The organism is Escherichia sp. WS1118 (assembly GCF_046487695.1).
Lineage (GTDB): Bacteria > Pseudomonadota > Gammaproteobacteria > Enterobacterales > Enterobacteriaceae > Escherichia > Escherichia coli.
On the sequence record NZ_JBJQIZ010000001.1, the window covers coordinates 558,455 to 571,745 of the forward strand.

Sequence of the window (13,291 nt, forward strand, 5' to 3'; positions counted from 1 at the left end):
ATTCTCTATTTGCGGCAGATCACAATAAAAAAGGGTGCACATTTTGTGCACCCAAGAATGATAGCTGACAGCAATGTCAGCCGCAGACCACTTTAATAGCCAGTCCTCCGCGTGATGTTTCGCGGTATTTATCGTTCATATCTTTGCCGGTTTCATACATCGTCTCGATCACTTTATCGAGTGAAACACGCGGTGCCGAGGTGCGGCGCATTGCCATCCGCGCGGCGTTTACTGCTTTCACGGCATTAATGGCATTACGTTCAATGCACGGGATTTGTACCTGTCCGGCAACCGGATCGCAGGTCAGCCCAAGGTTATGCTCCATCGCGATTTCCGCCGCATTGCATACCTGCGCCGGACTGCCGCCCAGTAGTTCAGTTAACCCTGCCGCCGCCATTGAACAGGCTACACCAATCTCCCCCTGACAGCCGACTTCCGCGCCAGAGATGGAGGCGTTCATTTTATACAGCGCGCCAATAGCCCCCGCTGCCAGAAAATAGCGGGCAATTGACCGCTCGTTTACCGGACGACGGAACTTATCGTAATAAGCCAGCACTGCCGGAATAATGCCGCACGCACCGTTAGTCGGTGCCGTTACCACGCGCCCGCCAGCTGCGTTTTCTTCACTAACCGCTAGCGCGTACATGTTGATCCAGTCGATGACATTCATCGGATCGTTAGAGATGTTATCGCTGGAAACCAGTTGACGACGCAGCGCTACGGCACGGCGCGGCACATTGAGCGGACCAGGCAGCACGCCTTCAGTATTCATTCCACGTTCAATACCGTCATGCATCACTTGCCAGATACGGGCAAACCCTGCGTCAATTTCCGCTTTACTGCGCAGCGCCAGCTCGTTGTGCATCATCAGGCCAGATATAGACAGGCCGTTGTAATCACACATTTTCAGCAGTTCACCTGCTGAGTGGAAATCGTAAGGTACGGGTGTTTCGACATCGTGCGACAGGCCGAAGTGTTCTTCTTCGACAATAAACCCGCCGCCGACAGAGTAATAGGTTTTGCTTAATAGTTCTTCCTGTCCCTTCCAGGCAGTGATCCGCATTCCGTTCTCATGGCGAGGCAACATTTCGGGATGGAAGATAATGCTCTTTGCTACAGGAAAATCAACAATATGCGCGCCAGAAGCCACCGGCAACCGCCCGCTGCGCGTCACTAACTCTATAAATGCAGGGATCTCATCAATGACAACATCCTGCGGACTGTTTCCTGCCAGTCCCATGATGATGGCGACATCCGTGGCATGGCCTTTGCCCGTCAGTGACAACGACCCGTACAGATCGACCACAATATGGCTCGTCGCGGTTAATAAGCCGCTACTTTCCAGCCGATCAATAAAACTTTTTCCGGCATTCATTGGCCCCACAGTATGCGAACTGGAGGGGCCAATCCCAATTTTGAAAATATCGAATGCACTAATCATATCCACACCCTCGGATTGCCGTTCAGTGAAGTGGAGCGGAACGACCTAGCGACCGTCCCGCTCACGAGGCCTTACGCACTACGTACTGCGATGGCTTCAATTTCCAACTTCACATCTTTCGGCAAACGCGCGACCTGCACACAGCTCCGGGTCGGGTAGGTCGCCTGATGTTCATCGAAGAACTGCTTATAGACTTCATTGATGGTGGCAAAATCATTCAGATCGGTGATGAACACGGTCATCTTGATGATATCGCCCACACTCAGCCCGGCAGCAACCACGATCGCTTTGACGTTTTCGAGGCTTAAACGCGCCTGATCTTGCACATCAGCCGGGATCTCACCGGTCTGTGGGCAAACCGGAATTTGCCCGGAGGTGAAGACCATGCTGCCTAAATCAACGCCCTGAACATAAGGGCCGATTGCGCCTGGGGCACGTTGCGTTTCGATAATCTTTTTCATACATCCTCCGGCGTCAGAGCGCCTGGGTAAAGGTACGTGAAATAACATCCTGTTGCTGTTCACGGGTCAGTGCGTTAAAGCGCACGGCGTAGCCAGAGACACGGATTGTCAGGTTAGGATATTTTTCCGGGTGCTCGATGGCATCCAGCAGCATTTCCCGATTCATTACGTTGACGTTGAGGTGTTGACCGCCTTCGACATCCGCTTCGTGGTGGAAATACCCATCCAGCAGGCCGACAAGGTTGGTTTTACGTACTGGATCTTCTTTGCCCAGCGCCGCAGGGACGATGGAGAAGGTGTACGAGATCCCATCTTTGGCGTAGGTGAACGGCAGTTTCGCCACCGACGTCAATGAGGCCACGGCGCCTTTGCGATCACGACCGTGCATCGGGTTAGCGCCCGGCGCGAACGGTGTTCCGGCGCGGCGACCGTCCGGCGTGTTCCCGGTTTTCTGACCGTACACCACGTTAGAGGTGATAGTCAGAATCGATTGGGTCGGCACAGCATTGCGATAGGTTGGCAAAGCTTTAATTTTCTTCATAAAGCGTTCAACCAGATCGCAGGCAATGCTGTCTACGCGCTCGTCGTTGTTGCCATACTGCGGATATTCGCCGTCAATCTCGAAATCCACCGCCAGGCCGTTTTCATCACGGATTGGTTTCACACGAGCATATTTGATGGCAGACAGGGAGTCCGTTGCCACCGACAGGCCCGCGATGCCGCACGCCATGGTGCGATAGACATCACGATCATGTAGCGCCATCAGCGAAGCTTCGTAGCTGTACTTGTCGTGCATGTAGTGAATGATATTCAGCGCGCTGATGTACTGTACCGCCAGCCAGTCCATGAAGTGGTCGAGGCTATCCATCACTTTGTCGTAGTCCAGCACGTCATCCATCAACGGAGCCGTTTTCGGGCCAACCTGAATCTTCAGCTTCTCGTCCATTCCGCCGTTGATTGCGTACAGTAGCGTTTTCGCCAGGTTAGCGCGTGCTCCAAAGAACTGCATTTGCTTACCAATCACCATTGGGCTGACGCAACAGGCAATCGCGTAATCGTCGCTATTGAAGTCAGTACGCATCAGATCGTCGTTTTCATACTGCAAAGAGGATGTGACGATAGACACCTGCGCGGCATATTTTTTGAAGGCAATCGGCAAGGCTTCCGACCACAGAATAGTCAGGTTAGGTTCCGGTGCAGGCCCCATAGTGTGCAGGGTGTGCAAATAGCGGAAGGAGTTTTTGGTCACCAGGGTTCGACCGTCCAGCCCCATCCCGCCGATCACTTCCGTCGCCCAGATCGGGTCGCCGGAGAACAGCGAATCAAATTCCGGCGTACGCAAGAAGCGCACCATACGGATCTTCATGATGAAGTGGTCGATCAGTTCCTGTGCCTGCTGCTCATTGAGTACGCCTGCTTTAAAGTCGCGCTCAATGTAGATATCGAGGAACGATGCCGTGCGCCCCAGCGACATCGCGCCGCCATTTTGCGATTTCACTGCCGCCAGGTAAGCGAAGTAGAGCCACTGCACCGCTTCCTGTGCATTCTGCGCCGGACGGGAGATGTCAAAACCGTATTTCGCCGCCATTTCCTGAATCTGCAACAGCGCACGACGATGTTCCGCCAGCTCCTCACGCAGACGGATCGTAGCTTCGAGATCTTCGCCTTTTTCCAGACGGGACTGGAGATCGGCAAACTGCAGTTCGCGTTCACGTACCAGATAACTGATGCCGTAAAGCGCCACGCGGCGGTAGTCACCGATGATACGCCCACGACCATAACCATCTGGTAAACCGGTCAGTACACCAGATTTACGGCAGCGCAGCATATCCGGTGAGTAAACATCAAATACGCCCTGGTTATGGGTTTTACGCAGATCGGTAAAGATGTATTCAAATTCGCTATCCATTTCACGACCATACGCGTGGAATGAACTTCTAATCATATTAATGCCGCCGAACGGATGCAGTGCACGCTTTAATGGCGCATCCGTTTGCAGACCCACTATTTTTTCCAGCGGCTGGTCAATATATCCTGCATCATGAGCGGTAATTGTGGTGGCAATATTGGTATCGAAATCCAATGGCGCGTGAGTCGCATTTTCGATACGGATGCCTTCCATGACTTTTTCCCACAATTCCGTGGTGGCAGGCGTCGCTTCGGCGAGAAAAGATTCATCGCCTTCATAAGGTGTATAGTTATGTTGAATAAAATCGCGGACATTAATTTCGTTTTTCCAGTCCGTACCTTTAAAGCCAAGCCATGCGTCGGCGTACAGCTTATCGCTGGTATCAATATCTACCTTCATGAAAAATAATCTCTCTACAATACTTCAACTAAATTATGCAAATTCTGCGGGCGCGTTCACTTTGCCTAAATGAATGGCATCCAAAGCAATCATTTTTTCTTCGTTAGTCGGAATTACGGCGCAAATGACACGCGCATTTTCACTGGAAACAATTCGCTCTCCAAAAGAGTTAGAGCGATTATTCATTTCTGTATCAATCTCTACGCCTAATACAGCTAAATGTTCCATGACCAGACGACGAATTAAACTTGAATTCTCTCCTATTCCGCCGGTGAATATAATTCCATCCAGGCGATGTAATGAAGCAGCGTGTCCGGCAATATGACGGGCAATTCGGTGAACAAAGGTTTTAATTGCCAGTTGCGCGCGTTCGTGACCTTCATGCCAGGCTTTTTCCAGAACACGTAAATCCGAAGAAAGGCCGGAAATACCTAATAATCCCGACTCTTTATTCACTACGCGTTCCAGGTCCCCCAGGCTCTGGTTGGTTTGGCTGGCGACCCAGGACATCGCCCCGAAGTCGACATCACCACTGCGGGTACCCATCATCAAGCCTTCCAGCGGCGTCATTCCCATGGAAGTGTCAACACTCTGACCGTTGCGAACCGCGCAGATTGACGCGCCATTGCCAAGATGCGCCACAACCAGGCCGGAGTCATCTTCCGCCAGATTCAGCAGAGAATGTGCGCGCTGGGAAACATAGCGGTGCGACGTGCCGTGGAAACCATAACGGCGTACACCTAACTCTTCATAATATTTCCACGGCAGGCCGTATAAATAAGCTTCCGGAGCCATCGTCTGGTGGAAACTGGTATCAAATACCGCCACCTGAGTTACGCCCGGGAATAATTGCTGCGCCGATTCAATACCACTTAAATTGGCGTAATTATGCAGGGGGGCCAGTGGAGAAACGCGACGGATATTATCAATGACTTCATCGGTAATAATGGCGGACTCGGTAAAAATACTGCCGCCGTGAGCGATGCGGTGGCCAATTAAGGCCACATTGTCATTTAAATTCCGTTTTTCCAGTTCAAATGCAATTGCCTTCAATGCACCTTCGTAGCTGTGGTGAGCCAGCGGTGCTGGCTCTCCCCCATTTACGGATAAGAATGCATTTTCCGAGTTAATACCGTCGGCAATACCTGACATTAATACTTCACAGTCGCTGGCATTGAGTACGGAAAACTTAATCGAAGACGAACCACAGTTAATAACCAAAACAACCGGAAATTCATTCATCTCTTTTCTCATCCTGAGTTACGGATTAAAACAGTTTGTATACGATGTTCAGGATGGTCAGCAGACCAATCACGGTAACAAACACGTTATCCAGACGACCACGGTATTTCGCCAGAGACGGCGCTTTACGGATGGCATACATCGGCAACAGGCACAGCAGTGATGCAATAATCGGTGCGCCCATGGCTTCAATCAGGTCGAGGATGTTCGGGTTGGCGTAGGCAACAACCCAGGTGGAGCCCATAATGAAAATCATGCTGATAGTATTCAGTTTACCCAGCGACACTTTGGTTTTGTCACCTTTATAACCGAACTTCAGAATCAAACCATTCAGCCCTTCCAGCGTCCCCAGATAGTGACCGAAGAAAGATTTGAAAATAGCCACGAGTGCGATGATGGAAGCGGCATATTCCAGTGTAATCGCAAACGTTGTTTTGGTACCGGTCATGGACGCAAAGTGGTTAGCCAGATAAGAAAGCACTGGAATATTCTGCGCTTTCGCTTCAGCCATATTCGCCGGAGACAGCGTAAACAGGCAGCTAAAGGCAAAGAACATCACCACTGCAACCATCAGCATACTGGCGCGAGAGATGATTTGTGAACATTTACGCTCGGTGAAGTCGCGACCAAAATCTTTCTCGTACTCTTCACGTTTAGAAACCACGAAGGAAGAGACGATTGGCGAGAAGTTAAAGGAGAAAACCATGATGGAAATCCCCAGCCAGACGGTGATCAGGATACCGTCATGACCAGTTAACGACAGCGAACCGAGGTCAACCTGGTCGATAACTGCAGAGTTCCAGTAAGGGATCAGCGAAAGAGAAATCAGCACCAGGCTGGCGATAAACGGCCATACCAGATAGCTCATCACTTTAACCATCAGATCCTTACCAAACCAGATGACGAAAGCCATCAGCAGCAACAGGAACAGCGCCACAAAGCCGCGATTCAGCGGTGCAAAGCCGAGCTGGTTTTCCCAGAACGTCATAAAGGTATTGGTAATAGTAACGCCATAAATCCACAACAGTGGGCAAATCGCGAAGAAGTACAGGAACGTGATAACCACGCCGCCAGTTTTACCAAAATGCTCTTCCACCGTTTCCGTAATGTTGCCGGAAGGGTTAGAGCCAGAAAGACACAGACGCGCCAGTGCCCGGTGGCAATAAAACGCGATGGGGTATGCTAATACCAACATCAGAAGAATCGGGATCAGTCCGCCAAAACCTGCGCGGATAGGGAAGAACAGCACCCCGGCGCCGATTGCCGTACCAAACAAGCCTAACGTCCATGTGGTATCTGATTTACGCCAGGACGATTGTTTTGTCTGGCTGGATACAATGCTATCTGAAGTACTCATATCCTATCCTCAACGAATTAATTAAGCGTCAACGAAACCGGTGATTTGAGAGACGCGAGAAAGATCGATATTGCCGCCGGAAATAATACTGACGGTTTTTCTGTTTTGAATATATTGGTCTAATTTACCGCTTAATAATGCAGCACATGCCAGAGCGCCTGCGCCTTCGGTGACGACTTTATTGCGCTGAATTAAGGCAATCATACTGTTTCTGATTTCGTCTTCGCTGACCAGCACGATGTCATCGACTAATTCACGAACGATTTCGTAAGTTAAATTACCCGGGCGGGAGACATCACAACCATCCGCCAGGGTGCCGGTAGTTCGGTGCGTAGTTATTTCTCCGGAGTGGAAAGAAGCCGCCATGCCGTGAACGTTTTCAGACTGTACGCCAATAACACGGATGGTCGGGTTGATAGATTTAATTGCCACCGCAATACCTGCAATTAAACCGCCGCCGCCAATTGGCACAATCACGTTATCGACATCATAGAGATCTTCCATAATTTCCAGACCAATCGTTCCCTGGCCAGCAATCACTTTCGGATCATCGTAAGGTGGGATAAAAATACGGCCTTCCATTTCGACAATTTCGCTCACTTTAGCAATAGTGTCGTTGAAGTTATCACCATGCAAAACGACTTCTGCGGAGTAGTCGCACGTTGCCGCGACTTTGGATTTCGGCGCACCTTTTGGCATCACCACTTTACCGTCAATACCCAGCATCGCACAGGAGAGCGAAACCCCTTGCGCATGGTTGCCCGCAGAGCAGGCCACTACACCTTTACGTTTTTCCGCATCAGTCAGTGAACTTAATTTATTAAATGCGCCACGAATTTTAAATGAACCGGTACGCTGCATGTTTTCGAATTTGAGGAATATTTCACCTTTGCAACGTTCACTAAAATAGTTGGAGCGAGGCATACCTGTTTTATAAATTCGCCCAGCCAGTCGTTGTTTTGCTCCAATGATGTCATCAATAGCAACCGGGAGATCGTATGTAATATGCATTATAAAACCTCTTAGCCTGAATTAAATATGTAGGTAACCGTAACCGACACCTGCAAAACAGACAGGTGGATTATTTATGTTTAAATTAAAACAAATAACTAATCAACTTCAATTAATTGCCTTCGTCTACACCCATTATAAGATGAATACTCTTTGGCTAATTCCACCAAAACCGATGCTGCTTTTTTAATACGATAATTTTTCGACCATACCGCGGCATATTGTGCCACAGGTAATGTTTCTTCAACCGGAATAGTAATAAATTGATTAGAACCAAAAGGTGATGTCATATCACAAGGAATTACAGTTAAGAAATCAGCATTGAGAACAAGATTATAAATTGTCACGACTGAGTCGGTTTTAACGATGTTTTCAATACTGATGCCATTTCTTTGTAACGTAGTAAGTAGTTCGCTGTAGTACCCCATATTGGTTTGTGGCAACACCCACTGTTCGTTCTTCAACGACTCCAGCGTGGTGGTGCCGGTGCATGTTCGGGACTTACTGGCTACCAGCACAAACTCGGACTCGAACAGCGGCTCAACATGTAAATCCTGAAGCTTCATTTCTGCGCTTAACGTACCAATCGCAAAATCCAGTCGACCGTCGCGGATTGCCGGTAAGAACGAAGACAGTTGCGCTTCATACATAGAAACCTGCGCTTTCGGGAACACCTCTTTGAACTTGTTGATCATCCCTGACATAAAAGTAAAACCAATCAATGAAGGAAAACCAAATGAGACTTCCACCACCGCCTCAGAAGACATACCGCTTATCTCATTAACCATATTTTTCATTTCACGGGTAATGGATTCGGAACGGGAGAGTAACAATTGACCGGCAGGTGTTAATGTTACACCGGTATTTTTCCGCACCACTAACTCCACCCCAAAATAATCTTCAATATCGTTAATGATTTTACTGACGGCCGGTTGAGTTAACCCTAACTCTTTTGCAGCCGAGCCGATAGAACCACTTCTAATAACTTCCTGAAAGACTACCAGGTGCTGCGTTTTCGGAAGAAGAATAGTGCTCATAACGACCTACGTTAATTACCTCATTGACGGTATGAAGTGTATCAAAATGAAATGAACAGGATATGTGCGACCACTCACAAATTAACTTTCAATACTTTCCATGGCATCGTTACCACAATTAAATACCTTTAAGTATCAACAAGTTAAAGCATGAAAATCAGCATAAACCCTGATTTTTGTCAAAAAAAATGACGGGGATAACCATATTTTATGGCGATAACATCATTCTTTATGTGGTTAATACAAAAAAGGGGCTGAGACTATATTTCAAGCAATTACCGGATAATTACCAGGCAAAATTTGAGTTAAATTTAATGAGTAAGTTCTCAAATTTTATTATAAACAAACCATTTTCAGCGATAAATAATGCGGCACGTCACATTTTTTCACGCTATTTGTTGGAGAACAAACATCTATTTTATCAATATTTTAAAATTTCGAATACAGGTATTGATCATCTCGAACAATTGATTAACGTCAACTTTTTCTCTTCTGACAGGACGTCATTTTGTGAATGCAATCGTTTTCCATAAATTCTTCTCCCCTCATAGGCAACGAATAGCATTTTGTGTTGAGGATCACAAAACGAATAATTGCTGGTCGCCGCGATAAGGTCAGACGAAGTCAACAAGGAGGATTTTCGCTGTGCTTTACATCAGCGTAGGCCATAGAATGTTGCTTCGTTGACTGTAATGCCGGGTAAATGAGCATTTTTTGATAGTGCGAAAGAACCCTGCGAGGAAAATAAGCATCTATTATTGTTTGTCATGATGACAAGGCAGGCATCAATGAAAGGCTTCTCAATTGCACATATTTTTCACCCTTCAATGCACGCAGTGGTTAACAATCACAATAGAAATATTGATTATTGGACGGTAAAAATTTAGGTTATAACGCCCAAATGATTCAACGATCGGACAATACCTGCGAACTTACAATTAATGAGAGAAATATATGTATAATTACGACCTTTTAAATGCAATATAGACTTAATAACTTCTTACAAAGTCTGTTATTAATACCGTAGATATTCATCTTACCCTGGGCACCAAAAGCAAAAACCCGCCGAAGCGGGTTTTTACGTAAATCAGGTGAAACTGACCGATAAGCCGGGTTCTGTCGTGGACAGTCATTCATCTAGGCCAGCAATCGCTCACTGGCTCAAGCAGCCTACCCGGGTTCAGTACGGGCCGTACCTTATGAACCCCTATTTGGCCTTGCTCCGGGTGGAGTTTACCGTGCCACGGACTGTTACCAGCCGCGCGGTGCGCTCTTACCGCACCCTTTCACCCTTACCTGATCCCGCTTACGCGGGCCATCGGCGGTTTGCTCTCTGTTGCACTGGTCGTGGGTTTCCCCCCCAGGCGTTACCTGGCACCCTGCCCTATGGAGCCCGGACTTTCCTCCCCTCCGCCCGTCTCCCCCGAAGAGGACGACGACGAAGCGGCGACTGTCTGGTCAGCTTCGGCGCGCAGTATAGAGGGTTTGCGCGCCCTTGTCACCCCGCGTTGCGCATTCCAATCGCCAGTGTCGCGGCGATATTACGTGAAGCACGGCAGATATTGTCATAAGCTCCGCGGAGTGCTTCGTCTAACGTACCAATGCTGGTCAGTACGCTGAAGACCGCATCAATGCCATGCTGATGTACAACGCCAACATCATTGGTCAGGCTACCCGCAATGCCAATCACCGGTTTATGGTACTTCTTCGCCACGTTTGCGACACCAATCGGTACCTTGCCGTGAATACTCTGGCTATCAATACGCCCTTCACCAGTGATCACCAGCGTACAATCGTGAATATGTTCCTCCAGATTCAGCGCCGTAGTGACGATTTCAATACCACTTTTCAGTTCTGCACCAAGAAACGCCATCAGCGCCGCGCCCATACCGCCCGCAGCTCCTGCGCCGGGGACATCTTTCACATCAACATGCAGCGCTTTTTTAATAACATCGGCATAGTGAGAGAGGTTATTGTCCAGCTCGACAATCATCGCCTCACTGGCTCCCTTTTGTGGGCCAAAGATGCGCGAAGCACCACTGTCGCCGACTAACGGGTTGGTGACATCACAAGCGACGCGGATGACACAATCTTTTAAGCGCGGATCGAGACCGGAAATATCAATATCATTCAGAGTATTAAGACTACCGCCGCCAAAACCAATTTCATTGCCGTTGGCATCGCATAATTTCGCCCCCAGCGCCTGTACCATGCCTGCGCCGCCGTCGTTGGTGGCGCTGCCGCCAATGCCGATAATAATGTTTGTCGCACCGCTCTCCAGCGCCTGCAGGATTAACTCACCAGTACCGCGTGAAGTGGTCACGAGTGGATCGCGTTTTTCCGCAGGTACCAGTTCCAGCCCACTGGCCGCCGCCATTTCGATAAACGCGGTTTTGCCATCGCCGGAGATCCCCCAACTGGCATTCACTTTCTCGCCCAGCGGCCCTGTAACCCAGGCGTGACGTTCAGCCCCCTGGGTGGCTGCAATCATCGCTTCCACCGTTCCTTCACCACCGTCGGCAACCGGAACAGAAACATACTGTGCATCAGGAAAAATTTTCCGAAATCCTTTTTCTATCGCCTGCGCAACCTCGCTGGCAGATAAACTTTCTTTATAAGAGTCTGGGGCGATTACGATTTTCATACCTATGCCTGTTACCACATGACGCCGGAGGGCGTTTCTCTTATTCGGCCTGGATTCCAGGCCCGGATTGCAATACGCCATCCGGGCACGACGTCATTAGCGAGTAACTTCGACTTTCGCCAGTTTTTCGTAGTAGCACGCCAGGGCGCTATGATCCGCCGTTCCTAAACCATCTGCACGCAGTGCCTGCATCATCTCCATAACCGCAGCTGTGAGCGGCAGTTGCGCGCCGACGCCGTGAGAAGTATCCAGCGCATTCGCCAGATCCTTAATATGCAGATCAATACGGAAGCCCGGTTTGAAGTTGCGGTCCATCACCATCGGCGCTTTGGCATCCAGCACGGTACTGCCCGCCAGCCCACCGCGAATTGCCTGATACACCAGATCCGGGTTAACGCCCGCTTTGGTTGCCAACGTTAACGCTTCTGACATCGCAGCAATATTCAGCGCCACAATGACCTGATTTGCCAGTTTGGTGACGTTACCTGCACCGATTTCCCCGGTATGCACCACGGAACCCGCCATCGCTTTCATCAAATCATAGTATTTGTCGAAAATAGCCTTGTCGCCGCCCACCATCACTGACAGCGTACCGTCGATGGCTTTCGGTTCACCGCCGCTCACCGGAGCATCCAGCATATCAATGCCTTTCGCTTTCAGCGCTTCGCTGATTTCACGGCTTGCCAGCGGTGCGATAGAACTCATATCGATCAATACCGTACCTGGCTTCGCGCCTTCAATAATGCCATTCTCACCCAGCGCCACCTCTTTCACATGAGGGGAGTTTGGCAGCATGGTTATGATTACGTCGCACTGTTCAGCGATCGCTTTAGCCGTAGAGGCTGTTTCTGCACCTGCAGCAATCACGTCAGCGATAGCTTCTGGGTTACGGTCAGCAACCACCAGCGAGTAACCTGCTTTCAAAAGGTTTTTACTCATTGGTTTACCCATAATCCCAAGGCCAATAAAACCAACTTTCATAGTCATATCAATCATCTCTCTTATTGCGGTGGTGGTTATTTTTTAAAGGTATCAGCCAGTTTCTGAGTGGCAGAGCGGAAGACGCCGAGATCGCTGCCGACGGCCACAAACGTCGCGCCCCATTCCAGATAACGACGCGCATCAGCCTCGACTGGTGCGAGGATGCCGCTGGGTTTGCCGTGCGCGCTGGCACGGTTAAAAATGTGCTGAATTGCTTTTTGTACATCCGGGTGCGAGGCATTGCCGAGATGGCCTAATGCCGCAGCCAGATCGCTGGGGCCGACGAAGATACCGTCTACACCTTCGGTAGCGGCAATGGCATCGACGTTATCTACGCCCTGCTGACTTTCTATCTGGACCAGAATAGTGATGTTCTTGTTCGACTGAGCGAAATAATCCGCCACGGTGCCAAACATATTGGCGCGGTGAGAAACGGAGACGCCGCGAATGCCTTCCGGTGGGTAACGAGTTGATGCCACCGCCTGCTCTGCTTCCTCTTTTGTTTCTACAAAAGGAATCAGGAAGTTATAGAAACCGATATCCAGAAGACGCTTAATAATTACCGGCTCGTTGGTCGGCACTCGCACTACTGGCGCGCTGGCGCTGCCTTTCAGGGCCATTAACTGCGGAATAAACGTGGAGATATCGTTTGGCGCATGTTCGCCATCCAGCACCAGCCAGTCAAACCCAGCCAAACCAAGAACTTCAGTGCTAATCGGGTTAGAGAGAGCTGACCAGCAACCAATTTGTACCTGTTTCGCAGCCAGTGCGGCTTTGAATTTATTCGGGAAAACATCGTTATTCATCGC

General features: G+C 49.4%; 11 protein-coding genes, 1 other RNA gene and 2 pseudogenes. 3 read left to right on the top strand and 11 right to left on the bottom strand.

What is annotated here, in order from left to right; genetic code table 11:
- Positions 1-76: 76 nt before the first annotated feature.
- The 7 genes from tdcG to tdcA all read right to left on the bottom strand — a co-directional run bounded on the left by tdcG (position 77) and on the right by tdcA (position 8,857).
- The gene (tdcG, locus tag ACJHYO_RS02675) at positions 77-1,441 is read right to left on the bottom strand and encodes an L-serine ammonia-lyase (protein WP_000622132.1); all 1,365 of its coding nucleotides are present in this window, start codon (positions 1,439-1,441) and stop codon (positions 77-79) included.
- Positions 1,442-1,512: 71 nt separating this feature from the next.
- The gene (locus ACJHYO_RS02680) at positions 1,513-1,902 is read right to left on the bottom strand and encodes an enamine/imine deaminase (protein WP_000719990.1); all 390 of its coding nucleotides are present in this window, start codon (positions 1,900-1,902) and stop codon (positions 1,513-1,515) included.
- A 13-nt stretch (positions 1,903-1,915) separates the two neighbouring features.
- Positions 1,916-4,210, bottom strand: a complete 2,295-nt coding sequence (tdcE, locus tag ACJHYO_RS02685) for a 2-ketobutyrate formate-lyase/pyruvate formate-lyase (RefSeq protein ID WP_000861710.1) — start codon at positions 4,208-4,210, stop codon at positions 1,916-1,918.
- Between the two features lie 33 nt (positions 4,211-4,243).
- A complete protein-coding gene (tdcD, locus tag ACJHYO_RS02690; protein WP_001298325.1) occupies positions 4,244-5,452 on the bottom strand; it encodes a propionate kinase in 1,209 nt (402 codons plus the stop codon).
- A 25-nt stretch (positions 5,453-5,477) separates the two neighbouring features.
- The gene (gene tdcC / locus ACJHYO_RS02695) at positions 5,478-6,809 is read right to left on the bottom strand and encodes a threonine/serine transporter TdcC (RefSeq protein ID WP_000107720.1); all 1,332 of its coding nucleotides are present in this window, start codon (positions 6,807-6,809) and stop codon (positions 5,478-5,480) included.
- A gap of 21 nt (positions 6,810-6,830) precedes the next feature.
- Positions 6,831-7,820, bottom strand: a complete 990-nt coding sequence (gene tdcB, locus ACJHYO_RS02700; protein ID WP_085455546.1) for a bifunctional threonine ammonia-lyase/L-serine ammonia-lyase TdcB — start codon at positions 7,818-7,820, stop codon at positions 6,831-6,833.
- A gap of 98 nt (positions 7,821-7,918) precedes the next feature.
- The gene (gene tdcA / locus ACJHYO_RS02705; protein ID WP_000104210.1) at positions 7,919-8,857 is read right to left on the bottom strand and encodes a transcriptional regulator TdcA; all 939 of its coding nucleotides are present in this window, start codon (positions 8,855-8,857) and stop codon (positions 7,919-7,921) included.
- A gap of 314 nt (positions 8,858-9,171) precedes the next feature.
- Between tdcA and tdcR the strand changes: the two genes are divergently transcribed.
- From tdcR to ACJHYO_RS02720, 3 genes and pseudogenes are all read left to right on the top strand, one after another.
- Positions 9,172-9,390: a transcriptional activator TdcR gene (tdcR, locus tag ACJHYO_RS02710; protein WP_000033206.1), complete on the top strand. Its 219-nt coding sequence runs from the start codon at positions 9,172-9,174 to the stop codon at positions 9,388-9,390.
- Positions 9,391-9,645: 255 nt separating this feature from the next.
- Positions 9,646-9,738: pseudogene (locus ACJHYO_RS02715) on the top strand (hypothetical protein); the annotation flags it as partial.
- 2 nt (positions 9,739-9,740) lie between these two features.
- A pseudogene (locus tag ACJHYO_RS02720) lies at positions 9,741-9,803 on the top strand (hypothetical protein); the annotation flags it as partial.
- Between the two features lie 143 nt (positions 9,804-9,946).
- Here the strand turns inward: ACJHYO_RS02720 and rnpB are convergent.
- From rnpB to garL, 4 genes are all read right to left on the bottom strand, one after another.
- An RNA gene (rnpB, locus tag ACJHYO_RS02725) (RNase P RNA component class A) lies at positions 9,947-10,323 on the bottom strand.
- Between the two features lie 32 nt (positions 10,324-10,355).
- Positions 10,356-11,501, bottom strand: coding sequence for a glycerate 2-kinase (garK, locus tag ACJHYO_RS02730; RefSeq protein ID WP_410232400.1), 1,146 nt, complete (start codon positions 11,499-11,501; stop codon positions 10,356-10,358).
- 96 nt (positions 11,502-11,597) lie between these two features.
- Positions 11,598-12,488, bottom strand: coding sequence for a 2-hydroxy-3-oxopropionate reductase (gene garR / locus ACJHYO_RS02735; RefSeq protein WP_001303675.1), 891 nt, complete (start codon positions 12,486-12,488; stop codon positions 11,598-11,600).
- Positions 12,489-12,517: 29 nt separating this feature from the next.
- Complete coding sequence (gene garL / locus ACJHYO_RS02740; protein ID WP_001058227.1) at positions 12,518-13,288, bottom strand: 2-dehydro-3-deoxyglucarate aldolase; 771 nt, start codon at positions 13,286-13,288, stop codon at positions 12,518-12,520.
- Positions 13,289-13,291: the final 3 nt, after the last annotated feature.

Excerpts from the sequence above, each read along its gene's own strand:
- tdcG (WP_000622132.1), bottom strand. The coding sequence starts at position 1,441 with ATGATTAGTGCATTCGATATTTTCAAAATTGGGATTGGCCCCTCCAGT.
- ACJHYO_RS02680 (WP_000719990.1), bottom strand. The coding sequence starts at position 1,902 with ATGAAAAAGATTATCGAAACGCAACGTGCCCCAGGCGCAATCGGCCCT.
- tdcE (WP_000861710.1), bottom strand. The coding sequence starts at position 4,210 with ATGAAGGTAGATATTGATACCAGCGATAAGCTGTACGCCGACGCATGG.
- tdcD (WP_001298325.1), bottom strand. The coding sequence starts at position 5,452 with ATGAATGAATTTCCGGTTGTTTTGGTTATTAACTGTGGTTCGTCTTCG.
- tdcC (WP_000107720.1), bottom strand. The coding sequence starts at position 6,809 with ATGAGTACTTCAGATAGCATTGTATCCAGCCAGACAAAACAATCGTCC.
- tdcB (WP_085455546.1), bottom strand. The coding sequence starts at position 7,820 with ATGCATATTACATACGATCTCCCGGTTGCTATTGATGACATCATTGGA.
- tdcA (WP_000104210.1), bottom strand. The coding sequence starts at position 8,857 with ATGAGCACTATTCTTCTTCCGAAAACGCAGCACCTGGTAGTCTTTCAG.
- tdcR (WP_000033206.1), top strand. The coding sequence starts at position 9,172 with ATGAGTAAGTTCTCAAATTTTATTATAAACAAACCATTTTCAGCGATA.
- garK (WP_410232400.1), bottom strand. The coding sequence starts at position 11,501 with ATGAAAATCGTAATCGCCCCAGACTCTTATAAAGAAAGTTTATCTGCC.
- garR (WP_001303675.1), bottom strand. The coding sequence starts at position 12,488 with ATGACTATGAAAGTTGGTTTTATTGGCCTTGGGATTATGGGTAAACCA.
- garL (WP_001058227.1), bottom strand. The coding sequence starts at position 13,288 with ATGAATAACGATGTTTTCCCGAATAAATTCAAAGCCGCACTGGCTGCG.